Genomic DNA, 22151 nt, shown 5'->3' with positions numbered 1-22151 from the left:
CCCGGAGCTGCTCCGGGCCCGGCCCTTCCCGGAGGTGCCCGTGCTCCGCTACCTCGCAGGCCGATGTGCCCAGGCCGTGCTGACGGTCTTCGTGGTCGTCGCACTGACGTTCGTGCTCGCCCGGATCGCGGGCGACCCCACCGCACTGCTGCTCCCCGCCACCGCCACCGCCGAGGACGCCGCCGAGTTCCGCCAGGCGCTCGGGCTGGACCGCCCGCTGCTCACCCAGTTCGTGCAGTACCTGGCCGACGTGTCCCGGCTCGACTTCGGCGAGTCGCTGCGCGGCGGCGGGCCCGCGTTCGACGTGGTGCTGGACCGCATGCCGGCCACACTGTCGCTGGCCGGCATCTCGCTGCTCGTCTCGCTGGTGCTGGCGCTGGGCCTCGGCCTGGTCGTGGAGCTGAGCCGGTCCGAGCGGCTGCGCAGCGCGATCCTCGCGCTGGCCCTGTTGCGCGAGGCCGTCCCGGTGTTCGTGTTCGGGCTGCTGCTGGTCCTCGTGTTCGGGGTCCACCTGCAGTGGCTGCCCTTCATCGGCCGGGACGGGCCGGCCACCTACGTCCTGCCCGTGCTCACCCTGAGCTCCATGACCCTCGCCCTCTACCTGCGGATCCTGCGCAGCTCGTTCGGTGGTGAGGAAGGTCAGGACTACCTGCGGACCGCCGCGGCGAAGGGGGCGTCACGGCGCTACACCATCCTGCGCGAGGCCCTGCCGAACGTCATGCCCCCGTTCGTGACGACCGTCGCCATCAACCTGGGCTACCTGGTGGTGGGCTCGGTGCTCGTGGAGTCGGTGTTCAGCTGGCCCGGGGTCGCCTACACCGTCGTCGAGGCGGTGACCCAGCGCGACTTCCCGGTGATCCAGGCCGGCGTGATCGCCATGGCCGTGGTCTTCGTGGTGATCAACCTGCTGGCCGACCTGATCAGCGCGAAGCTCGATCCCCGCATCCGCCTGTGACCCGCCGGCGGGCGGGGATCAACCGGGGGCGACCCCGACCGGGGTGTGGACGGGTGTGGGCGCGTCCCGGCCGCGCAGCGTGACCTCCGTGCCCGCCCGCCAGTGCCGGGCCTCGCGGCCGGCCGCGTCGACGGCCCTGGTCGCCGCCAGCACCCGGCCGGGCACGGTCTTCGCCAGCTCGGTGAGCCGGGCCGCTTCGTTCACCGGGTCACCGATCACGGTGTACTCGTAGCGGCGCGGGTCCCCGATGTTGCCCGCGACCGCGTCCCCGGCGGAGACCCCGATCCCGGCCTCGATCTCCGGCATCTCGGCGGCGAGCCGCCTGCCCAGGCAGCGGGCCGCCGACAGGGAGGCACCGGGGGCGTCGTCCAGCTCCAGCGGGGCACCGAAGACGGCCAGCGCGGCGTCGCCCTCGAACTTGTTGATCCAGCCACCGGCCTGCTCGACGCACTCGACCACGACACCGAAGAACCGGTTGAGCAGCGCGACCACCTCCTCCGGGGGCCGCCTGGCCGCCATCGCCGTCGAGCCGACGAGGTCGACGAACAGCACCGCCACCGGGCGCAGCTCACCACCGAGCCGGATCTCGTCACCCCGGGCCGCCGCGACCTCCGCGACGTCGCGCCCCACGTGCCGGCCGAACAGGTCCCGGATCCGCTCCCGCTCGCGCAACCCCTCGACCATGCCGTTCGTCCCGGCCTGGAGCTGCCCGAGCTCGGTGTTGTCGTAGACCGGGACGCGGACGTCGAGATCACCGTCCTGGATCCGGGCCAGCGCCCGCCGCACCGACAGCACCGGATCGGCGATGGCCCGCGCCGCACCGACCGCCGTGAGCAGGCCGGTGCCGATCGCGGTACCCCCCAGAACCAGCATCGTCACCGCCAGCTGGGTCGACGAGGAGTCCCGGTACACCAGCGCGAGCAACCCGGCCAGCATCATCCCGCAGAGCGGTACCGCGGTGCCCAGCACCCAGAAGCCGACCGAACGCAGCATCACCCCGGTCACCAGGCGCCGACGCTGCGGAGGGCGACCGGACAGCACCCGGGCCGCGGCCCGCCGCAGCATCCGCTCGACCAACAGGTAGCACAGTGCGCAGGTGGTGACCCCGCCGATCGCGACGGCCGCCGTCACCGAGAACGCCAGCCGCCCCGAGTACCGCAGGTTCAGCAGGCAGAACAGCACCGCGGCCAGCAGCCAGAGGAACGCGATCATCCAGGTGATCCGGGCCGGACCACGCAGCACCAACCTGCGCTCGGCCTGGGCGAGATCGGTGACCCGGCGCGGCAGGGTCAGCTTCCGGCTGCCGAACCAGATCCCGATCGGGACGCTGACGAACAGGTACGCGCCCAGGACGGCCAGGTTCACCAGCCGGATCTCGGCGGCGTCGAGCAGCTCCTCGCGGGGGAGCACGAACGCCGAGATCACCAGCACCACGCCGGCGCCGCCGACGTTCGCCGCGACGACCACCAGCGCGAGCAGCGCCCGCACCGGGAGACCGACGACCGGGCGTCCCGGTCGCGCGGTCCGCTGATCCGTCATGGCCGGAGTCTAGGCCGAAAGGGTGACCCGCTCAGGTCCGCAGGGTGGCGAGTCGTTCGGCGGCCTCGACCAGCACGTCGTCACGCTTGCAGAAGGCGAACCGGACCAGCGGCCTGGTCGCCGCCGCCCCCGCCTCGGACGCACAGAACACCGACACCGGCACCGCCGCCACCCCGCAGCGCTCGGGCAGCTCCCAGGCCAGCTCGACGCCGTCGTCGTGGCCGAGCGGGCGCGGGTCGGCGACCACGAAGTAGGTGCCGCGCGGGGTGAGCATGTCGAACCCGGCGGCCCGCAGGCCCGCCGAGAGCAGATCGCGCTTGCGCGTCAGATCAGCCGTGATCCCGGCGTAGAAGTCGTCACCGAGGGCGAGCGCCTCGGCGACCGCGGGCTGCAGCGGGGCCCCGCCGTGGAAGGTGAGGAACTGTTTCACCGCACGGGCCGCGCCGACCAGCTCGGGCGGGCCGTGCACCCAGCCGACCTTCCAACCGGTCACCGAGAACGTCTTGCCCGCCGAGGAGATCGTCAGCGTCCGGTCGGCGAGCCCGGGCAGGGTGGCCATCGGGACGTGCCGGGCGTCGTCGAAGGTCATGTGCTCGTAGACCTCGTCGGTGACGATCACCGCGTCGTGCGCGACGGCGAGCTCGCCGATCCGGGTCAGCTGCGCCGAGGTGAACACCGCCCCCGTCGGGTTGTGCGGGGTGTTGACCAGCACGACCCGCGTGCGCCCGGAGAACGCGGCGGCCAGCTCGTCGTCGTCGAAGCCGAAGTCGGGGGCGCGCAGCGGGACCGGGCGCAGGGTCGCGCCGGCGAGCGCGACGGTCGCGGCGTAGGAGTCGTAGTTCGGCTCGAAGGCGATCACCTCGTCCCCCGGTCCGCAGAGCCCGAGCAGGCTCGCCGCGATCGCCTCGGTCGCACCGGTGGTCACCAGCACGTCGTCCGGGTCCACGTCGAGGCCGTAGAATCGACGCTGGTGCTCGGCGACCGCCTCGCGCAGGGCCGGGACACCGGGGCCCGGCGGGTACTGGTTGAGCCCGCGCTCGGTGATGTTCGCGGCGGCCCCGGCGAGCAGCGACGCCGGGCCGTCGGTGTCCGGGAAGCCCTGGCCGAGGTTGATCGCACCGGTCCGCGCGGCGAGCCGGGAGATCTCGGTGAAGATCGTGGAGGTGAACGGGCGCATGCGCTCGACCAGCATGGCTCCCACAGTAGGACCGGCGCGGCCCGGGCCGGCCGGGCGGTCAGTCCAACCCGCGGACGATGTTCACCTCGTCCTCGACGTCCTCGACGTCGGTCCTCGTGACGGTGCCGGCGGCGTCGGTGACCGTGTTCATCATGTCCTCCTGGCGAGACTCGGATGACGAATGGTGGACGTGGTGATGGACGCACGTCACCGGGGTTCGGTTGCTGTACCGGCTCGTGGACCGATCCAGATCCACCCGGCCGGGTGGGCGCGACCTGCCCACCTGGCCGGGCGAGACCCTGCCTACCCGCCGATCCGGCCCGCCAGATGGATCTTTTCCGGCTTCTTGACGCCGCGGACCGCGAACCGCCACGCATCTCCGTCGCGGGCGGTCACCAGCTCCGCGGCCGACGGGAGCAGCAGCGGCCTGCGGAACCCGACGTCGTAGGTGAGTGCGTCCGGGAGCCTGCCCTCCAACGCCGCGGCCACCCGCGCCGCCGTCCACATGCCGTGCGCGATCGCCCGCGGGAAGCCCATCGCCCTCGCGGTGAGCGGGTACAGGTGGATCGGGTTCACGTCACCGGAGACGGCCGCGTAGCGGCGCCCGGTGTCGCCCGGCACCCGCCACCGCGCGGCGGCCGGGCCGGTCGGCACCTCCGGCTCGGGGAGCTCCGGGCCCGGCTCCCCGGACGGCGCCCGCGCCCCGCGGGACAGGTAGGTCGAGCGCCCCTCCCACACCGGCTCCCCGGCCGCGGACACCACCGCGACCAGGTCGACCCGCGCGCCCTTCGGGTGCGCGGCGAGATGCTCGGCGTGCACCCGCACGTCCAGTGCCTCCGACACCGCAACCGGCCGGTGCACCGTGATCCGGTTGGCCAGGTGCACCAGGCCGGGCAGCGGCAACGGGAACGACCGCGCGGCCATCAGCGCGACCTGCAACGGGAAGGCCAGCACGTGCGGGTAGGTCACCGGCAGCGCGTCGCCGACCCGGAACCCGCAGACCCGCGCGTAGTCGACCAGGTGCGCCGGATCGACGACGACCCCGCGGCGCACCAGCGCCCGGTCCGCCACGGTGCGGGCCCGCCCGGGCAGTGCCGCCCGCACCGCGGCGGCGGCGTAGAGCGGGCCCAGCGCGGGCGGCCCGGACAGCTCGGTCACGACCGTGTCGCCCGCCATCTCAGGCCCCCAGCATGGACTGGCCGCAGACCCGCACGACCTGCCCGTTCAGCCCGCCGGACTCGGCTCGGCCGAGCCAGCCGATCGTCTCGGCGACGTCGACCGGCAACCCGCCCTGGCGCAGCGAGTTGATCCGGCGGCCGCCCTCCCGGGTGGCCAGCGGCATCGACGCCGTCATGTCGGTCTCGATGAACCCCGGCGCGACCGCGTTGATCGTCGCACCGCGCTCGGCGAACCGCGGGGCCAGCGCGCGCACCATCCCGATCACCCCGGCCTTGGACGCCGCGTAGTTGGTCTGCCCGCGGTTGCCCGCGATCCCCGACTGCGACGACACGCAGACCACCCGGCCCGCCTCGCGCAGCGGCGACCCGGCGGCCAGCAGAGCGTCGTTGATCGTCAGCTGGGCACCCAGGTTCACCGCCAGGACCGCGTCCCAGCGGTCGGCGGTCATGTTCGCCAGCAGCTTGTCCCGGGTGATGCCGGCGTTGTGCACCACCAGGTCGACACCGTCGTGCCGGTCGGCCAGATGCGTGAGCAGCCGGTCCGTGGCGTCCGCGGCGGTGATGTCGAGCTGCAGGGCGGTACCACCGGTGCGGTTCGCGGTCTCCGCGAGCCGCTGCCCGGCGGCCGGGACGTCGACCGCGACGATCGTCGCACCGTCCCGGGCGAGGGTCTCGGCGATCGACGCGCCGATCCCGCGTGCCGCCCCGGTGACCACGGCGACCCGCCCGGCGAGCGGCCGCTCCTCGCCCCGCGGGTCGTCCACCTCGGCGGGTTCGGGCAGCACCCCGACCGGGGCGGCCACGTGCACCACCTGGCCGTCGACGTAGGCCGAGCGGGCCGACAGGAAGAACCGCACCGACGAGTCGATCGCGACCGGCGCCGCCTCCGCCGCGACCACCAGCAGGTTCGCGGTGGCCCCGGCGCGCAGCTCCTTGGCCACCGACCGGACCAACCCGTCCAGCGCCTGGGCCACCGCGGCCGCCTCGGCACCCCCGGCCTCGAACGCCTCCGCCGGCTCGGCACCGATCAGCAGCAACCGGCCCGACGGACCCAGCTTGCGCACCGCCGGGGTCAGGATCTGCTGTGCCGCGGCGAGATCAGCCAGCGTGCGCGCCCCGGACAGGTCGACGACCACGCCGTGCAGCTTCTCCTCGCCCACCTCACCGAGAGCCGGCCGGCCGCTCTCCTCGACCAGCGCGGCGACCGCCTCGGCGAACCGGCCACCGGACCCGCCCACGGACGCCACCAGGACCGGGCCGGCGAGCAGCGGGTCACCCGGCCGGTGCCGGCGCAGCACCGGCACCCTCGGCACGCCCAGCTGCTTCGCGATGCCGGTGTTGGACAGGGTCGCCAGCAGGTCGCTCACTTCTTCGCCTCCAGGATCGCGACGACGCCCTGGCCGCCCGCGGCGCAGATCGAGATCAGGCCGCGCTGGTCGCGGCCCTCGGCGTCGGCCTTCTCCCGCAACAGCTTCGCCAGGGTCGCGACGATCCGCCCGCCGGTCGCCGCGAACGGGTGCCCGGCCGCCAGCGAGGAGCCCGCGACGTTGAGCCGGTCGTCGTCGATCGGGCCCAGCGGAGTGTCCCGGCCGAGGCGCTCCTTGCAGAACCGGGCATCCTCCCAGGCCTTGCGCTGCACGAGCACCACCGAGGCGAACGCCTCGTGGATCTCGTACAGGTCGAAGTCCTGCAGGGACAGCCCGTTGCGTTCCAGCAGCCGCGGGACGGCGAACACCGGCGCGGTGAGCAGACCGTCCTTTCCGTGCCGATGGTCGGCTCCGCCGGCTCCGCCTCCGTGCCGATGGTCGGCTCCGCCGGCTCCGCCTCCGTGCACGTAGTCGACGCCCGCGGTCTCCGCGTCCACGACGTGCGCCAGCACCGGCAGCCGGTGCTGCGCCGCCCACTCGTCCGAACCGAGCAGCACCAGCGCGGCGCCGTCGGTCAGCGGTGTGGAGTTGCCGGCCGTCATGGTGGCGTCCGGGCCCTTCCCGAACACCGGCTTCAGCTTCGCGAGCTTGTCCACCGAGGAATCCGGGCGCAGGTTGTCGTCGCGGGTCAGCTTCAGGTACGGGGTGAGGAGATCGTCGAAGAACCCGCGCTCGTAGGCGGCCGCCAGGTTGCGATGGCTGCGCACGGTCAGCTCGTCCTGCTCGGCACGGCCGATGCCCCACTCCAGCGCGGTGCGGGCGGCGTGCTCGCCCATCGACAACCCGGTCCGCGGCTCGGAGTTCTGCGGGATCTCCGGAACGATCTGCCCCGGCCGCAACTGCCCCACCAGCTTCAGCCGGTCCAGCGTGGTGCGCGCCGCGTTGAGCTTCACCAGGACCCGGCGCAGGTCGTCGTTCAGGGCGATCGGGGCGTCCGACGCGGTGTCCACACCGCCCGCCACCCCGGACTCGATCTGCCCGAGGGCGATCTTGTTCGCGACCGCGATCGTCGCCTCCAGGCCGGTGCCGCAGGCCTGCTGCACGTCGTAGGCGGGGGTCGCCGGGCTCAGCCGGGAGCCCAGGACCGCCTCCCGGGTCAGGTTGAAGTCGCGCGAGTGCTTGAGCACCGCCCCGGCCACGACCTCGCCGAGCCGCTCACCCGCCAGCCCGAACCGGGCCACCAGGCCGTCCAGGGTCGTGGTGAGCATGTCGAGGTTGGACGCGCCGGCGTACGCGCGATTGGCCCGTGCGAACGGGATCCGGTTGCCACCGATGACGGCGGCGCGCCGGGTGCTGGCTGGCATGGGGTCGTCCCTCCTGGGGTAGGACCGGGTGTGCGGGAGAACTACCACCGGGTAGCCGATACTCAAGGTACACGGTACCCTCGGTGCCGTGAAGGTGGGACGGGACAGGCGGGACAGCCGATGGGACGCGCACCGCGAGCAGCGGCGCGTCCAGCTGGTCGCGGCCGCGATCGGGGCCATCCGCCACCAGGGCGCCGGGATCGGGATGGACGAGATCGCCGCCGCCGCCGGAACCAGCAAGACGGTGATCTACCGGCACTTCGGTGACCGCAGCGGCCTCTACACCGCGATCTGCGAGTCGGTCGCCGGGGTGCTGCTCACCGAGGTCCGCCGGGCCACCGCCGACGCACTGGCCGACCCGTCCGGCGGACACCGCGGGGCCGTCGCGGCGGGCATCGACGCGTACCTGCGGCTCATCGAGAGCGACCCGGAGCTCTACCGCTTCGTGGTGCACCGTCCGCTGCTCTCCCAGGGCCCGGCAACCGGTCGTCGCGGCCCCCGGGAGCACGGCACCGTCGACCCGGTCAACGACCTGGTCACCGTGATCGGCGACGAGATCGCCGCCGTGATCGGCACCCGCCTCTCCGGTGACGACGGTCCCGCCGCGGCCCGGATCTGGGGACACGCCATCGTCGGGCTGGTCCGGGGAGCCGCCGACGACTGGCTGGCCCGCCCGGACGGCACCACCCGCGAGCGGCTCACCACCCACCTCACCGACCTGGCCTGGTCCGGACTCTCCGGCCTGGCACCGCACGTGCAGGAGGTTCAGCAATGACTCCCACCCTTCCCGCGCCGGACCGCATCCCGACGGACGCCCTGCGCGACGTCGTCGACGGCCGGTGGGCCGACGTCCGGCGGGAGACGCGCGAGCAGCTGGCCACAGCAGGCGTGCTCGCCGATCCGGACGCCTCCTCCGAGGAGTACCGCGCCCGGATCACCGACGCGCTCAAGATCCTGGCCGACTCCGGGCGGCCGCAGAGCGGGTTCGCCCCCTCGGTCGGCGGCCGGGGCGATGTCGGCGGCGTCGTGACCGCGTTCGCGATGCTCGCCTACGGCGACCTCTCGCTGCTGGTCAAGGCCGGGGTCCAGTGGGGGCTGTTCGGCGGTGCCGTGCAGGTGCTCGGCACCGCGCGGCACCACGAGCGCTACCTGCGCCGGATCATCGACGGCGAGCTGCTCGGCTGCTTCGCGATGACCGAGGCCGGGCACGGTTCGGACGTGCAGCACCTGCACACCACCGCGACCTACGACCCGGGGGCCGGGGAGTTCGAGGTGCACACGCCGTACCCGCAGGCACGCAAGTCCTACATCGGCAACGCGGCCCGGGACGGCCGGATGGCCGTGGTGTTCGCCCAGCTCGTCACCGGCGGTGCGACGCACGGCGTGCACGCCTTCCTGGTCCCGATCCGGGATTCCGACGGCAACCCCGCACCCGGCGTCACGATCGGTGACGACGGCCGCAAGGCCGGCCTGAACGGGGTCGACAACGGGCGGCTGAGCTTCGACCGGGTCCGGATCCCGCGGGAGAACCTGCTCAACCGGTTCGCCGACGTCGCCGAGGACGGCACGTACTCCTCGCCGATCGAGAACGAGACGGCCCGGTTCTTCACCATGCTCGGCACCCTGGTGCGCGGCCGGATCTCGGTCGCCGGTGGGGCCGGTGGCGCGACCCAGAAGGCGCTCGCACTGGCGGTCCGGTTCGGGGAACGGCGCCGCCAGTTCTCCCACCCCTCGACCGGCGAGGAGATCGCCGTCCTGGACTACCTGGCCCACCAGCGCAAGCTGCTGCCCGCGCTGGCGACGACGTACGCGCTGCACTTCACCCAGGAGGACCTGGTGGCGCGGATGCACGACATCCAGTCACCCGGCTCGGGCCCGGTCGGCGCTCGCGAGCAGCGCACCCTGGAACAGGCCGCCGCCGGGATCAAGGCGGTCGCGACCTGGCACGCCACGCAGACCATCCAGACCTGCCGGGAGGCCTGCGGCGGCGCGGGCTACCTGGAGGAGAACCTGCTCCCCGCGCTGAAGGCGGACACCGACGTGTTCACCACCTTCGAGGGGGACAACACGGTACTGCTGCAGCTGCTGGCCAAGGAGCTGCTGTCGGACTACGGCCGGACGATCCGCAAGGGCAACCCGCTGCAGATCGCACCACTGCTCGGTCGCCAGCTCACCGCGGTGCTGTCCGAGCGGACCGGCCTGGCCTCGGCGGCCCGGCGACTGCCGCTGCGCGGCCTCGACCTGACCGACCCGGCCCGCCGCCGCGCGCTGCTGCGGGTGCGCCGCGACGACACCCTGGCCGCCGCGATCCGGAGCCTGGCGCCGGCGATGCGCCGGGGCAACGACGAGTTCACCGTCTTCAACGCCCACCAGGACCTGCTGCTGACCGCCGCCCGGGCGCACGTGGACGTGCTGGTCGAGGAGTCGTTCGCGGCGGCGCTCGACCGGATCTCCGACACCGGCGTGCGCGCGCTCCTGGGCCGGGTCCACGACCTGCACGTGCTGAGCGTGATCGAGCGCGAACGGGCCTGGTACACCGAGACCGGGCGGCTGACCGCTGCCGAGTCCCGCTCGGTGCGCCCGCTGGTCAACGAGCTGTGCCGGGAGCTGCGGCCCTACGCCCGCACGCTGGTCGACGCGTTCGGCATCCCGGAGAACCTGCTGGCCTGCCCGATGCTCGACGACGAGGCGTGGGCCCCGGCACCGGGCGCCCCGGCCGAGCCGGTGACCGCCCAGGTCGAGACGGGCTGAGCCCGCGCACACGAACGGCCGGCCCCGTGGACCTCGGGGCCGGCCGTTCGAGCGTGGTGGGCCGGGATCAGGCCGCGAGGCCCAGCGCGTCGAGCACGCCACCGACGGTCGAGAGCAGGTCGGCGACGGTGGAGTCGACGTACTCGGCGATCGGGGTGATCTCGGCGGCGCTGGCCGAGCCGGCGAGGCCGAGCATCAGCAGCGGGGCGGCCAGGCCGGCGACGGTGATTCCGGCGATGCGGCGCTTGCTCATGGTGATCGTTTCCTTTCGGGGAGCGGACTGACCCGGCCATCGTGGGTCGCCCGAAGCGGATCTTCCAGACATCCGGCGGAGATGTAACCGCCCGCTTACACCCGTCCGCCGGGGCAATCTTCCGGACATATGGAGTCTATCTCACCGCCTTACGGCCTATCGCTTACTATTCCTGGACATCTGACATCCAGGATGTGTAGTGTCCAGATCTATGCGGATGGGACGGGGCGTCGAGTGGGCGCTGCACTGCTGCGTCAACCTCGCCTGGGCCGGCGTGCCGGTGTCCACCGCACGGCTCGCCCAGCTCTACGACCTGCCGTCGGCATACCTGAACAAGCAGCTCCAGGCACTCGTCCGGGCCGGGGTACTCGCCTCGGTGCCCGGGCCTCGGGGTGGTTTCGCGCTGGGCCGGGAGCCCGCGCAGGTGTCCCTGCTCGATGTCGTCGTCGCCCTGGAGGGCCCCGAGGACGCGTTCCGGTGCACCTCGATCCTCGCCGCGGGGCCGGGTGGCGAGCCCGGCCGCGACTACGCCGGCTCCTGCGCGATCTCGCTGAGCATGCGCCGGGCCGAGCTGGCCTGGCGCCGCGAGCTGGCGGCCCGATCGCTCGCCGACGTCGCCGCCGACGTCCTGCGTCACACCCCCGGCGCGGCCGACCGCGTCCGGACCGCGCTCACCACCTGAGGAGAGATCATGGAACCGCGCATCACCAGGCCGTACTCGCACGTGCCGGACAGCTATCGCGCGCTGCTGGCGTTGGAGGGCTCCACCCGCGACGACTCCGTGCTCACCCGCGAGATACAGGAGCTGGTGCGGTTGCGGGCCAGCCAGATCAACGGCTGCGGGTTCTGCGTGGACATGCACTCGCACGACGCGCTGGAGGCCGGAGAGAGCACCGAGCGGCTGCTCGCCGTCGCCGCATGGCGGGAGGCGCCGTACTTCACCCGCGAGGAGCGGGCCGCGCTGGCGCTCGCCGAGGCGGTGACCCGGTTGGCCGACCGTCCGGATCCGGTGCCCGACGAGGTCTGGGACGCCGCCGCCGCGGTGTTCGACGAGCGCGCGCTCACCCTGCTCGTCACCACCATCGCCACGATCAACGCCTGGAACCGGGTCGCCGTCACCACCCGGCAGGTCGCCGGCAGTCACCGCCGCGGGGGCGCCCGCGCCGTGTGAGCCGACCCACCTCGTTCCGGCGGGAGACCGCGGCCGGGCGCGCTTAGGCTCGACGGTGCAGGAAACCCGGCGCCGGACATCGGCGCCGGACGTTCGACACCGAAGTCTGTGCAGGTGAGGAAGCCGTGGCCGTCTCCCCGATCCATCCGCCGGTCGACGCCGAGGAGTCCGAGCTCCGGGTGACCGAGCGGAAGACGAGCGCGGCCGGGGCGAAAGCCGTGGCCGTCTCGATGCGACGCTCGCTGGCCGAGCAGGGTGTGGTCAAGACCGCACGCAACCTGCTCGGGTTGAACCAGGTCGACGGTTTCGACTGCATGAGCTGCGCCTGGCCGGACCCGGAGCCCGGCGAGCGGCACACCGCGGAGTTCTGCGAGAACGGGGCCAAGGCGGTCGCCTGGGAGGGCGACCGTCGCCGGGTCGGTCCCGAGTTCTTCGCCCGGCACTCGATCGAGGACCTGCGCACCCGCAGCGCACACTGGCTGGAGAGCCAGGGCAGGCTGGTGCACCCGATGGTCCGCCGCGGCGGCGGCGCGCACTACGAACCGATCAGCTGGGACGACGCGTTCGGGCTGATCGGTGAGCACCTGCGGGCACTCGCCTCGCCGGACGAGGCGATCTTCTACACCTCGGGCCGGGCCTCCAACGAGGCCGCGTTCGTCTACCAGCTCTTCGCCCGCGCCTTCGGCACGAACAACCTGCCCGACTGCTCGAACATGTGTCACGAGTCGACCGGTGTCGGCCTGGCCCAGTCGATCGGCATCGGGAAGGGTTCGGTGTCGCTGCGCGACATCCACGAGGCCGAGCTGATCGTGATCTCGGGGCAGAACCCGGGCACCAACCATCCCCGGATGTTGTCCGCGCTGGAGCGCGCCAAGAAGAACGGCGCCCGGATCCTGGCGATCAACCCGCTGCCCGAGGCCGGGTTGATGAAGTTCGACAACCCGCAGCACGCGCGGGGCATGACCGGGATCGGTACCCGGCTCGCCGACGAGTTCCTGCAGATCCGCTCGGGTGGTGACCTCGCGCTCTGGCAGGCCTTCGGGCACCTGCTGCTGGCCGCCGAGGAACGCGACCCCGGCACCGTGCTCGACCACGACTTCCTCGACCGGCACACACACGGCTTCGAGGACTACGCCGCCCACGTCAGGGATCTGGACCGGGACGCCGTCGTCGCTGCGACCGGGCTCGACTGGGTGCAGATCGAGCGGGCCGCCGCGATGCTGCTGGCCTCGGAGCGGACCGTGAACTGCTGGGCGATGGGCATCACCCAGCACCGCAACGCGGTCGCCACGATCCGCGAGATGGTCAACGTCGCGCTGCTGCAGGGCATGATCGGCAAGCCGGGCGCCGGGCTGTGCCCGGTCCGCGGCCACTCGAACGTGCAGGGCGACCGCACGATGGGGGTCTGGGAGCAGATGCCCGACACCTTCCTCGACGCCCTGCGCGACGAGTTCGGCTTCGAGCCGCCGCGCGAGCACGGTCACGACTCGATCGCCGCCGTGCAGGCGATGGCCGCGGGCCGGGCGAAGGTCTTCGTCGGGCTGGGCGGCAACTTCTCGCAGGCCATGTCGGACACCGGGGTCACCGAACCCGCCCTGGAGCAGTGCGCGCTGACCGTGCAGATCTCCACCAAGCTGAACCGCTCGCACGTCGTCGCGGGCACCGACGCGCTGATCCTGCCGGCGCTCGGCCGCACCGAGTCCGACCTCACCGGCGGCCGGGTGCAGCAGGTCACCGTCGAGGACTCCATGTCGGCGGTGCACGCCTCGCGCGGCCGCTCACGGCCGGCCGGGGAGCTGTTGCGCTCCGAGGTCGACATCGTCTGCAACATCGCCCGCGCCACCCTCGGCGACGACCACGTCGTGCCGTGGGCCGGGTTCGCCGCCGACTACGACCGCATCCGGGACCGGATCGGCCGGGTCGTGCCGGGCTGCGAGGCCTACACCGAGAAGGTGGCCCGCTCGGGCGGCTTCACCCTCCCGCACCCGCCGCGGGACTCCCGGCAGTTCCCGACAGCGTCCGGGAGGGCCGAGTTCGCGGTCAGCCCGCTGACCGTGACCACCCTCCCCGAGGGGCGGCTGGTGCTGCAGAGCCTGCGCAGCCACGACCAGTTCAACACCACCGTCTACGGCCTGGACGACCGTTACCGCGGCATCCACTCCGGCCGCCGGGTGGTGTTCATCTCGCCTGCCGACCTGCGCGAGCTCGGTTTCGCCGACGGGGACCGGGTGAACCTGGTGAGCGAGTGGACCGACGGGACCGAGCGCCGGGCCGACGACTTCCGGCTCGTGTCGTACTCCACGCCGAAGGGCTGCATCGCCGCGTACTACCCGGAGACCAACCCGCTGATCGCGCTGGACTCCTACGCCGAGCAGTCCCGCTGCCCGACCTCGAAGTGGGTCGAGGTGCGGTTGGAGCCCGCGACCGCGGCGCCCGCGATGTGAGAGTGGTCACCCAGAATACGGGTGGACCTCGGAATCCCGCTCACGACCGGTGCGGTTGAACGTTCCGGGGGTCCACGTGCGTGGGCCCCACGGAGGGGGACCGGGTGAGTGCCACGACCACCGCGGCTCCGAGCAGGCTGCGGATCGCACTGATCCTCGGTGCGCTGATCGCGCTCGGACCGCTCACCATCGACACCTACCTGCCGGCGTTGCCCCAGGTCGGGCAGGACCTGGGCGCATCGGGTACGACGGTGCAGCTGACGCTGACCGGTACGCTCGCCGGGCTCGCGCTCGGCCAGCTGCTGATCGGCCCGCTGTCGGACGCCTACGGCCGTCGGCTGCCGCTGCTGTTCGGCACCGGTGTGCACGTGCTGGCCTCGGCGCTGGTCGCGGTCGCACCCTCGATCGAGGTGCTCACCGCGCTGCGCGTGCTGCAGGGGGTCGGGGCGGCGGCCGGCGCCGTCGTCGGGCTGGCGATCGTGCGGGACCTGTTCACCGGCCGCGCCGCGGCGACCATGCTCTCCCGGCTGATGCTGGTGATGGGTGCCGCGCCGGTGCTCGCGCCGACCGTGGGCGGGTTGCTGCTGACCTGGACGTCCTGGCGCGGGGTGTTCCTGTTCCTCGCCGGGTACGGCCTGGTGATGCTGGCGGTGGTCACCGCCGGGCTGCCCGAGACGCTGCCACCGCAGCGCCGCCGGTCCGCCCGGTTCGGCCCCACCGTGCGCACCTACGGAACGCTGCTGCGCGACCGCGCCTTCGTCGGGCTGGTGCTGGTCGCCGGGCTCTCGATGGGCGCGCTGTTCAGCTACGTCTCCGGCGCCGCGTACGTCTTCCAGGAGCAGTTCGGGGTGGACCAGCAGACCTTCGGGTTGCTGTTCGGCGCGGGCGCCATCTGGCTGGTCGTCGGCACCCAGCTGAACCCGGTGCTGCTGCGCTACGTGGAGCCCCGCCGGGTGATGACCGGAGCGGTCGGCGCCGGCGTGCTGGCCGGGCTGGTGCTGGCCGTCCTGACCGCGACCGGGACCGGTGGGCTGCCCGCCGTGCTCGCCGGGGTCTGGGCGTTGCTGCTGACCTGCGGTTTCATCCTGCCGAACGCGCCCGCGCTGGCGCTGGCCCGGCACGGCCGGACGGCCGGCACCGCCGCCGCGTTGCTCGGTTCGCTCCAGTTCGGCATCGGCGCGGCGACCTCGCCGGTGGTCGGCCTGCTCGGCAACGACGCGGCCGCGATGGGCCTGTCGATGTTCGGCGCGATCGGACTGGCCGGAGCGGCGCTGGTGCTCGTCGTGCGGCCGTGGACGCTGCCCGACCTCGACGAGTCCTGATTCATTGACCTGAAGTCAACTTCAGACCATAGCGTCCGCCGCATGGACGCGAGCATCTACATGGCCATGCGCAACGCGGGCACCGAGCCGGGTCGACGCCGGCGGCCCGCCGCCGAGACCGGTCGCCGGATACTCGGCCTCGCCCGGCCGCACCGCAGGCGAATCGCCTGGTTCCTCGCCACCAGCACCGTCGGCGCGGTGCTCACCGTGGTCACGCCGGTGCTGGCCGGGCGGGCGACCGACGCCATCACCGGTGGCGCCCCGCTCACCGTGCTCGGCGTCGTCGCCGGACTGATCGCGGCCGCCGCGGTCGCCGAGGCCGGGGTCGGCCTGGTCACCCGCTGGCTCTCGGCGAACCTCGGGGAAGGGCTGATCCACCAGCTCCGCACCACCGTCTTCGACCACGTGCAACGGATGCCGGTCGCGTTCTTCACCCGCACCCGGACCGGGGCGCTGGTCTCCCGGCTGAACTCCGACGTCCTCGGCGCGCAGCGGGCGTTCTCCGACACCCTCGCCGGGGTGGTGTCGAACCTGGTGACGCTGCTGCTCACGCTCGGCGTGATGCTCGCGATCTCCTGGCAGGTCACGGTGCTCGCGGCGCTGCTGCTGCCCGCGTTCCTGGTTCCGGCCCGGCTGATGGGACGCCGGCTGGCCGCCCTGGAACGCGCCGCCGCGGACCACAACGCGGCGATGAGCACCCGGATGACCGAGCGTTTCTCCGCTCCCGGTGCGACCCTGATCAAGCTGTTCGGACGGCCGGCGCAGGAGTCCGCGGAGTTCGCCGACCGGGCCGAGCGGGTGCGCGCGATCGGGGTGCGCTCGGCGATGCTGCAGTGGGTCTTCGTGACCGCGCTGACGCTGGCGTCCTCGCTGGCGGTGGCCCTGGTGTACGGCGTCGGCGGCGGGTTCGCGCTGGCCGGCGCGCTGTCCGCCGGTGATGTGGTGTCCCTGGCGATGCTGCTGACCCGGCTCTACCAGCCGCTGACCGCACTGGCCGGAGCCCGGATGGAGATCATGACGGTGCTGGTGAGCTTCGAACGGGTCTTCGAGGTGCTCGACCTGGAGCCGTCGATCCGGGACCGCCCGGGGGCCCGGGAGGTGCCGGACGGGCCGCTCGACGTGGAGTTCGACCGGGTGTCGTTCGCCTACCCGACGGCCGATCAGGTCTCGCTGGCCTCCCTGGAGGAGGTCGCGACCCTGGACACCCGCGGCGGTGAGCAGGTGCTGCACGACGTCTCCTTCACCGCACCGGCCGGACGGATGGTCGCGCTCGTCGGGTCGTCCGGCGCGGGGAAGTCGACCGTCGCGCAGCTGGTCGCCCGGCTCTACGACGCGTCCTCCGGCACCGTCCGGATCGGCGGCGTCGACGTGCGCGACCTGACCGCGGAGTCGGTGCACCGGGCGGTCGGGTTCGTCACCCAGGACGGGCACCTGCTGCACGACACGGTCGCCGCGAACCTGCGGATCGGCGCACCCGACGCCACCGACGCACAGTTGTGGGAGGCGCTGCACCGGGCCCGGCTCGACGACGTGGTGGCGACCCTGCCGGACGGCCTGGAGACCGTCGTCGGCGAGCGCGGATACCGGCTCTCCGGTGGCGAACGGCAGCGGCTGACCGTCGCCAGGGTGCTGCTGGCGAAACCGCGGATCGTGGTGCTCGACGAGGCCACCGCCAGCCTCGACACGACGTCGGAGGCCGCGGTGCAGGCCGCGCTCGCCCAGGCGCTGGAGGGACGGACGGCGATCGTCATCGCGCACCGGCTGACCACCGTGCGCGACGCCGACGAGATCCTCGTGCTGGAGGGCGGGCGGATCGTCGAGCGGGGTGTGCACACCTCGCTGCTGGAGCTCGACGGCCGCTACCGGGCCCTGAACGCTGCGTGAGGTCCGGCGAGCTACTTGAAGTCCTCCGGCGACACGTCGTCGATGAACTCGCGGAACTCGCGCAGCTGCTGCTCGGGATGCTCGGCCGGCTCGGTGGGGATCCCGCCGGTGGCCGCGCGGGCCTGAGCGGCGATCCCGCTGGCGTCCTCCGAGTCGGGCGGCAGGACCTCCTCGATCGGCTGGCCGACCTCGTCGAGCACGTGCTCGGCCATCCCGATCGGCAGGCCCTCGCGGACCGCGATGGCCAGCGCGTCGGACGGCTTCACCTCGAGCCGCACGTCACCGTCGAACACCAGCTCGGCGGTGTAGACGCCGTCGGTGAGGTCGCTGATCTCGACCGACTCACAGGTCCGCCCGAGCGCCTCCACCACGGGCAGCAGCACGTCCTGGGTGAGAGCCACGCTGGAGTCGTCGCGCCGCCCGGCCGCGATGACCTCGGCCTGCGGCGGTCTCAGGAACACCGGGACGCAGCGGTCCCCGCCGGCCTCGCCGAGCAGCAGCACCGGCTGCCGTGAGCGAGCGTGAACGATCAGTCGAAGGACGTGCATCGTCCGGGTCATCCGCCCTCCTGTGACAGGGGTCACGGCAGTATCCCATCCCGGAGGGCGGTCCGTGTCTCACAACGAGACGTATCCCGCCGGTCGGGCGGGTGTCGGCGGCGGAACCCGGTCGAGCGCTCCCGGCACGGCATCAGCCGCGGGCCAGCCAGGGCATCGTGGTCTCGGTGATGGTCAGGAACGGCACGTTCGCCGACAGCGGCAGCCCGGCCATGTAGACGACGGCCTCCGCGACGTGCCGCACGTCGAAGGTCCGCTCCGGCCGCACCGAACCGTCCGCCTGCCTCGCCCCGGCCTCGACGCCTGCGGTCATGTCGGTCGCCGCGTTGCCGATGTCGATCTGTCCGCAGGCGATGCCGAACTCCCGGCCGTCCAGCGACAGCGACTTGGTCAGCCCGGTGACGGCGTGCTTGGTCGCGGTGTAGGCGGCGCTGCCGGGGCGCGGGGCGTGCGCCGAGATCGAGCCGTTGTTGATGATCCGGCCGCCCTGCGGGTCCTGTGCGCGCATCGCACCGAACGCCGCCCTGGCGCACAGGAACGAGCCGGTCAGGTTGGTCGCCACCGTCGCCGTCCAGTCCTCGACGGAGATCTCGTCGACGGTGCCGACGGGTCCGAACGCGCCGGCGTTGTTGACCAGCAGGTCGATCCTTCCCCAGCGGTCGGTGACGGTGGCGAACAGCGCCGCGACCGATCCGGGATCGGTCACGTCGGTGGGGACGCCGAGCGCCCCGGCGTGCCCTGCGGCGACGGCGTCCAACCGGTCGGGGCGCCGGCCGGCGAGGGCGACCCGCCAGCCCGCGTCGAGCAGACCCCGCGTCACCGCCGCCCCGATGCCCGATCCGGCCCCGGTCACCACCGCCACCCCGCTCATGGCCCCACTGTGGCAGGTGCACGGCTGCGAGCCACAGAACACACGGTGTCGCGTCGCCGGGCCGGCTGCCCACACCGGGGACGCCGACAGGATCGGGAACTATCGGGCCCTCTCGGACCGAGCCGAGAATGCTGCAGACGGCGGCATGAGAGCAGATCGATGTCGCCGTCTACCCGTCTCTCGGATTTCTCCGAGAGATCACGACAGACCGGCATCGGCGCCCGGATCGGCTCCGCTACCCCATTCTAGCCCGAGAGCGAGACACACGAATAGAGCGCCAGCGAGCTGGCTCGATGACACCGCATACCGCTCTCTACCGTCCTAGCGATACTGCTCGATAGCGGACGATCGAACAGTATCGACGGTCGCGATCCGACCGTGTCGTCGCAGCGTAACAGCACTGCGTCGAACGTGTGTGCGACACCCCGGATGCTCGGGTGAACGGTCAGATCGCGTCGGCGAACGCGCCGATCCCGGCCGGTCCACGCCCCGCCGCCCGCCGCCGCACCTGCCCGGCAGGCTCACCGACGACCCGCAGGAACGCCCGGGCGAACGCCGCCTGCGAGCGGTAGCCGAAGCGGCGGGCGACCTCCGCGACCGTGACGTCTCCCCCCGACAGGACGTCGACCGCCGCGTGCATCCGCCAGCGGGTCACGTAGGCCATCACCGGCTCACCGACCAGTTCGGTGAACCGCGCGGAGAACGCCGACCGGGACATCGCGGCCGTCTCGGCCAGCGCCACGACCGTCCAGGCCCGATGCGGTTCCCGGTGCACCGCGGCGAGTGCCCGCCCGATCCGGTCGTCGGCCAGCGCGCCGAGCCAACCGGTCCGGGCCCCCTCGTCGCGCTCCAGCCAGCCCCGGACCGCCTGGATGACGAGCACGTCGGCCAGCCGGGTGATCACCGCCTCGCTGCCCGGACGGCCGTCCTCGACCTCGGCCGCCATCAGCCGGAACGTGTCCTGCAGCCGGTCCCCGGCCGGGGACGGTTCGAACCGCAGCAGTGCCGGGAGCCGGTCGACCAGCTCACCGGCGGCGGGATGGCCGAACCGCACGGCACCGCACACCATCCGGGTCAGCGGGCCGTCACCGCCGTGCCGGAGCAGGGCGTAGCGGTCGTCGAGCATCGGGTGCGGGATGGCCCGGATGTCCGGGGCGAACGCCCCCGGAGCACTGCGCAGCGCGTGACCGGTGCCGTGCGGGACGAGCGCGAGCTCACCGGGCCGCAGCACGATCTCGTCCTGTCCGTCGACCGCGAGGCGGCACCCGCCCGAGGTGACCACGTGGAACCAGAGACAGCCGGGCGTCGCCGGCAGCGTGATCCCCCACGGAGCACCGAGCTCGGATCGGCCGTAGAAGACGCCGTCCATCCGCAGGGCGTGCAACGCCTCGCCGACCGGGTCGGTGACCGGGAACGGCGGGAACGACAGGGCTGCCTCCATCCGGCCATCATGCCGGACCGTCCACGCCGCAGGACGGACGAGCAACGGATCCGGACTGATGGGCATCGTTCGTCCCACGTCGGCCGGTCATCGTGGACTCATCCGAGGAGAGGGGAACATCATGATCACTGTTCTGGGGGCGACCGGGAACGTCGGTTCGCAGGTCGTCCGCGACCTGCTGGCGGACGGCGTCGCCGTGCGGGCGGTGGCGCGCACCGCGGGCCGGCTGGCGGCCGCGACCACGGCGGGCGCCGAGCCGTGGGCCGGCGACCTGACCGACACCGGCTTCCTGCTCCGCGCCTTCGACGGTGCGGCGGCCGCGTTCGTCCTGCAGCCGCTCGACCTGTCCGAACCCGATCACGCCGACCACCAGCGCCGGGTCGGCGAGTCGGTGGTCGCCGCGCTGCACGGTGCCGGCGTCGGGCGGGTGGTCGCGCTGAGCTCGCTGGGCGCCGAGGTACCCGGCGGGCCCGGCCTCGCCGCGACCGGGTTCCTCGGTGCACTGCACGAGCAGGAACGACGGCTCGCGGAGCTGGACGCCCGGGTCACCCTGCTGCGCCCCGGCATGTTCCTCGAGTCGTTCCTGCCCGCGCTCGGACCGATCCGGGAGGACGGCGTGCACCACGACTCGATCGACCCGGACGTGGCGTTGCCGGTGGTCGCGACCCGCGACGTCGGGCGGGCCGCCGTCACGGTGCTGCGCGACCCCTCGGCCCCCCGGGTCGTCGAGGTGCCGGGTGCGGCCGACCGGACCGTGCCCGAGGTCGTCGCCGAGCTGGGGCGGGCACTGGGCGTGCCCGATGCCCGCTACCGCAGGCTCGGCGACCCGGAGATGACCGCACTGCTGGAGCAGGTCGGGCTGCCGGCGGACGCGGCCCGGCTGCAGGTGGCCATGAACCGGGCGTTCAACGAGGGCCGGGTGCGTGCACACCAGGTACGTGGTGACACCGCGGGCCTGCTGACCCTCGAGGAGTGGGTGAAGGAGACCGTCACGTGAGCACCGCGCCGGCCGGTCTCGGCACCGCTGCCGCTGCCGGTTCCGGCCTGCTCGGCGAGGTCTACCTGGCGTTCTCGACGGCGGTGCTGCCCGCCCTGCGCCGGCGTCCGGACGCCGAGGCGGCCGCCGCCATGCGGGAGGTCAACCGGGTGATCCTCAACCCGGTCTTCGGGACCCTGTTCGGCGGGACCGCGCTGGCCTGCGGTGCGGCGCTGGTCGTCGCGGCACTCGACGGGGAGCCGCTGCGGGCCGCCGGGGCGGTCGCCGGGCTGGCCGGTTTCGCCGTCACGGCGGCGGTGAACATCCCGCTCAACACCGCGCTGGAGGGCGGCGGCCCGTGGTCGGCGTTCGACCGGCGGTGGACGCTGGCCAACCACCTCCGGACGGCGACGTCGGCACTCGCCGTGGTGCTGCTGCTGCTCTGAGTCCACACCGCTCGAACGTGTGTGCGACATCTCGGCGACACCGCTGGCGGCGGGCCGGGGACGGGAGGCACCCTGATCCCGGCCCGCTCCCCCGGGCCGGATCCGGAACCCACCCACGGGGGAGCATGAACGCCCACGAACGACGCCGGTCCGCCGCGCTGCGCGCCGACCGGGAGACCGTGCTCGCCGCCGCGGCACGGCTGCGCCACGAGGCGGTCCAGGCGCACTACGCCGGCCTGGCCCGTCCCGAGTTCGCCTTCGGCCTGGCCTCGATCCTCGAACTGTTGGCGTTGCGGGTCGCCGACCTGGCTCCCGACGTCCGCGCGCACGTCGTGCGGGTCGCCCGGGAGATGACCGGGGACGGGCTGGACCTGCCGTCGGTCCGGCGCACCCGCCGCCGGTGAGCGCTGTCCACACGCCGGCCGGGTTGTCCACAGATGTGCACACAGCTGGGG

Annotated in this window: 20 protein-coding genes; 11 read left to right on the top strand and 9 right to left on the bottom strand. The window is 73.2% G+C overall.

The window, feature by feature from the left end:
• Nucleotides 1–40: 40 nt before the first annotated feature.
• Nucleotides 41–955: an ABC transporter permease gene (locus tag AB0J24_RS18485; RefSeq protein ID WP_358682843.1), complete on the top strand. Its 915-nt coding sequence runs from the start codon at nt 41–43 to the stop codon at nt 953–955.
• An 18-nt stretch (nt 956–973) separates the two neighbouring features.
• Here AB0J24_RS18485 and AB0J24_RS18480 read toward each other — a convergent pair whose 3' ends face one another.
• The 5 genes from AB0J24_RS18480 to AB0J24_RS18460 form a co-directional block, all read right to left on the bottom strand.
• Entirely contained in the window at nt 974–2494 is a 1521-nt protein-coding gene (locus AB0J24_RS18480) for an adenylate/guanylate cyclase domain-containing protein (RefSeq protein ID WP_358682841.1), read from the bottom strand.
• Nucleotides 2495–2525: 31 nt separating this feature from the next.
• A complete protein-coding gene (locus AB0J24_RS18475) occupies nt 2526–3686 on the bottom strand; it encodes a pyridoxal phosphate-dependent aminotransferase (protein ID WP_358682839.1) in 1161 nt (386 codons plus the stop codon).
• A gap of 288 nt (nt 3687–3974) precedes the next feature.
• Nucleotides 3975–4847, bottom strand: a complete 873-nt coding sequence (locus tag AB0J24_RS18470) for a MaoC/PaaZ C-terminal domain-containing protein (RefSeq protein ID WP_358682837.1) — start codon at nt 4845–4847, stop codon at nt 3975–3977.
• 1 nt (nt 4848) lies between these two features.
• Nucleotides 4849–6216 (bottom strand): 3-oxoacyl-ACP reductase, encoded by a 1368-nt coding sequence (locus AB0J24_RS18465; RefSeq protein WP_358682835.1) that lies wholly within the window; start codon nt 6214–6216, stop codon nt 4849–4851.
• Nucleotides 6213–7580: an acetyl-CoA C-acetyltransferase gene (locus AB0J24_RS18460; RefSeq protein ID WP_358682833.1), complete on the bottom strand. Its 1368-nt coding sequence runs from the start codon at nt 7578–7580 to the stop codon at nt 6213–6215. Before AB0J24_RS18460 ends, AB0J24_RS18465 begins: the two co-directional genes overlap by 4 nt.
• Nucleotides 7581–7668: 88 nt before the next feature.
• Here AB0J24_RS18460 and AB0J24_RS18455 point away from each other — a divergent pair, with 88 nt between their 5' ends.
• On the top strand, nt 7669–8355 hold the full coding sequence (locus AB0J24_RS18455) for a TetR/AcrR family transcriptional regulator (protein WP_358682831.1): 687 nt from the start codon (nt 7669–7671) through the stop codon (nt 8353–8355).
• Nucleotides 8352–10331 (top strand): acyl-CoA dehydrogenase, encoded by a 1980-nt coding sequence (locus tag AB0J24_RS18450; protein ID WP_358682829.1) that lies wholly within the window; start codon nt 8352–8354, stop codon nt 10329–10331. Before AB0J24_RS18455 ends, AB0J24_RS18450 begins: the two co-directional genes overlap by 4 nt.
• A gap of 67 nt (nt 10332–10398) precedes the next feature.
• Here AB0J24_RS18450 and AB0J24_RS18445 read toward each other — a convergent pair whose 3' ends face one another.
• Nucleotides 10399–10584, bottom strand: a complete 186-nt coding sequence (locus AB0J24_RS18445) for a hypothetical protein (RefSeq protein ID WP_085913327.1) — start codon at nt 10582–10584, stop codon at nt 10399–10401.
• Between the two features lie 211 nt (nt 10585–10795).
• On the opposite strand from AB0J24_RS18445, the gene AB0J24_RS18440 reads away from it, so the two are divergent.
• The 5 genes from AB0J24_RS18440 to AB0J24_RS18420 all read left to right on the top strand — a co-directional run bounded on the left by AB0J24_RS18440 (nt 10796) and on the right by AB0J24_RS18420 (nt 17405).
• Nucleotides 10796–11266 carry an Rrf2 family transcriptional regulator gene (locus tag AB0J24_RS18440; protein WP_358682826.1) on the top strand — a complete coding sequence of 157 codons (471 nt, stop codon included), beginning with the start codon at nt 10796–10798 and terminating at the stop codon, nt 11264–11266.
• 9 nt (nt 11267–11275) lie between these two features.
• On the top strand, nt 11276–11755 hold the full coding sequence (locus AB0J24_RS18435; protein WP_358682824.1) for a carboxymuconolactone decarboxylase family protein: 480 nt from the start codon (nt 11276–11278) through the stop codon (nt 11753–11755).
• A gap of 125 nt (nt 11756–11880) precedes the next feature.
• The gene (locus tag AB0J24_RS18430) at nt 11881–14199 is read left to right on the top strand and encodes an FdhF/YdeP family oxidoreductase (protein WP_358682823.1); all 2319 of its coding nucleotides are present in this window, start codon (nt 11881–11883) and stop codon (nt 14197–14199) included.
• Between the two features lie 104 nt (nt 14200–14303).
• Nucleotides 14304–15521 carry a multidrug effflux MFS transporter gene (locus tag AB0J24_RS18425; protein ID WP_358682821.1) on the top strand — a complete coding sequence of 406 codons (1218 nt, stop codon included), beginning with the start codon at nt 14304–14306 and terminating at the stop codon, nt 15519–15521.
• Nucleotides 15522–15563: 42 nt separating this feature from the next.
• Entirely contained in the window at nt 15564–17405 is a 1842-nt protein-coding gene (locus AB0J24_RS18420) for an ABC transporter ATP-binding protein (protein ID WP_358682819.1), read from the top strand.
• 11 nt (nt 17406–17416) lie between these two features.
• On the opposite strand, the gene AB0J24_RS18415 is transcribed toward AB0J24_RS18420, so the two are convergent.
• The 3 genes from AB0J24_RS18415 to AB0J24_RS18405 all read right to left on the bottom strand — a co-directional run bounded on the left by AB0J24_RS18415 (nt 17417) and on the right by AB0J24_RS18405 (nt 20274).
• A complete protein-coding gene (locus AB0J24_RS18415; RefSeq protein ID WP_358682817.1) occupies nt 17417–17965 on the bottom strand; it encodes a bifunctional nuclease family protein in 549 nt (182 codons plus the stop codon).
• A 130-nt stretch (nt 17966–18095) separates the two neighbouring features.
• Nucleotides 18096–18833: an SDR family oxidoreductase gene (locus tag AB0J24_RS18410; protein WP_358682815.1), complete on the bottom strand. Its 738-nt coding sequence runs from the start codon at nt 18831–18833 to the stop codon at nt 18096–18098.
• A 445-nt stretch (nt 18834–19278) separates the two neighbouring features.
• Nucleotides 19279–20274, bottom strand: a complete 996-nt coding sequence (locus AB0J24_RS18405) for an AraC family transcriptional regulator (RefSeq protein WP_358682813.1) — start codon at nt 20272–20274, stop codon at nt 19279–19281.
• A 121-nt stretch (nt 20275–20395) separates the two neighbouring features.
• On the opposite strand from AB0J24_RS18405, the gene AB0J24_RS18400 reads away from it, so the two are divergent.
• The 3 genes from AB0J24_RS18400 (at nt 20396) to AB0J24_RS18390 (ending at nt 22100) form a co-directional block, all read left to right on the top strand.
• A complete protein-coding gene (locus AB0J24_RS18400; protein ID WP_358682811.1) occupies nt 20396–21271 on the top strand; it encodes an NAD(P)H-binding protein in 876 nt (291 codons plus the stop codon).
• Nucleotides 21268–21696, top strand: a complete 429-nt coding sequence (locus tag AB0J24_RS18395; protein WP_358682809.1) for an anthrone oxygenase family protein — start codon at nt 21268–21270, stop codon at nt 21694–21696. Before AB0J24_RS18400 ends, AB0J24_RS18395 begins: the two co-directional genes overlap by 4 nt.
• Nucleotides 21697–21821: 125 nt before the next feature.
• On the top strand, nt 21822–22100 hold the full coding sequence (locus tag AB0J24_RS18390; protein WP_358682807.1) for a hypothetical protein: 279 nt from the start codon (nt 21822–21824) through the stop codon (nt 22098–22100).
• Nucleotides 22101–22151 lie beyond the last annotated feature (51 nt).

The organism is Pseudonocardia sp. NPDC049635 (assembly GCF_040659795.1).
In the GTDB taxonomy this organism is placed as follows: domain Bacteria; phylum Actinomycetota; class Actinomycetes; order Mycobacteriales; family Pseudonocardiaceae; genus Pseudonocardia.
The sequence above is the reverse complement of the archived record's forward strand: the minus strand, read 5'-3'. Positions and strand labels throughout refer to the sequence as shown.

Bases quoted from the DNA above. Each gene is read 5' to 3' on its own strand.
- AB0J24_RS18450 (WP_358682829.1), top strand. From the start codon at position 8,352: ATGACTCCCACCCTTCCCGCGCCGGACCGCATCCCGACGGACGCCCTG.
- AB0J24_RS18480 (WP_358682841.1), bottom strand. From the start codon at position 2,494: ATGACGGATCAGCGGACCGCGCGACCGGGACGCCCGGTCGTCGGTCTC.
- AB0J24_RS18435 (WP_358682824.1), top strand. From the start codon at position 11,276: ATGGAACCGCGCATCACCAGGCCGTACTCGCACGTGCCGGACAGCTAT.
- AB0J24_RS18440 (WP_358682826.1), top strand. From the start codon at position 10,796: ATGCGGATGGGACGGGGCGTCGAGTGGGCGCTGCACTGCTGCGTCAAC.
- AB0J24_RS18405 (WP_358682813.1), bottom strand. From the start codon at position 20,274: ATGGAGGCAGCCCTGTCGTTCCCGCCGTTCCCGGTCACCGACCCGGTC.
- AB0J24_RS18460 (WP_358682833.1), bottom strand. From the start codon at position 7,580: ATGCCAGCCAGCACCCGGCGCGCCGCCGTCATCGGTGGCAACCGGATC.
- AB0J24_RS18470 (WP_358682837.1), bottom strand. From the start codon at position 4,847: ATGGCGGGCGACACGGTCGTGACCGAGCTGTCCGGGCCGCCCGCGCTG.
- AB0J24_RS18420 (WP_358682819.1), top strand. From the start codon at position 15,564: ATGGACGCGAGCATCTACATGGCCATGCGCAACGCGGGCACCGAGCCG.
- AB0J24_RS18415 (WP_358682817.1), bottom strand. From the start codon at position 17,965: ATGACCCGGACGATGCACGTCCTTCGACTGATCGTTCACGCTCGCTCA.
- AB0J24_RS18445 (WP_085913327.1), bottom strand. From the start codon at position 10,584: ATGAGCAAGCGCCGCATCGCCGGAATCACCGTCGCCGGCCTGGCCGCC.
- AB0J24_RS18400 (WP_358682811.1), top strand. From the start codon at position 20,396: ATGATCACTGTTCTGGGGGCGACCGGGAACGTCGGTTCGCAGGTCGTC.
- AB0J24_RS18410 (WP_358682815.1), bottom strand. From the start codon at position 18,833: ATGAGCGGGGTGGCGGTGGTGACCGGGGCCGGATCGGGCATCGGGGCG.
- AB0J24_RS18390 (WP_358682807.1), top strand. From the start codon at position 21,822: ATGAACGCCCACGAACGACGCCGGTCCGCCGCGCTGCGCGCCGACCGG.
- AB0J24_RS18475 (WP_358682839.1), bottom strand. From the start codon at position 3,686: ATGCTGGTCGAGCGCATGCGCCCGTTCACCTCCACGATCTTCACCGAG.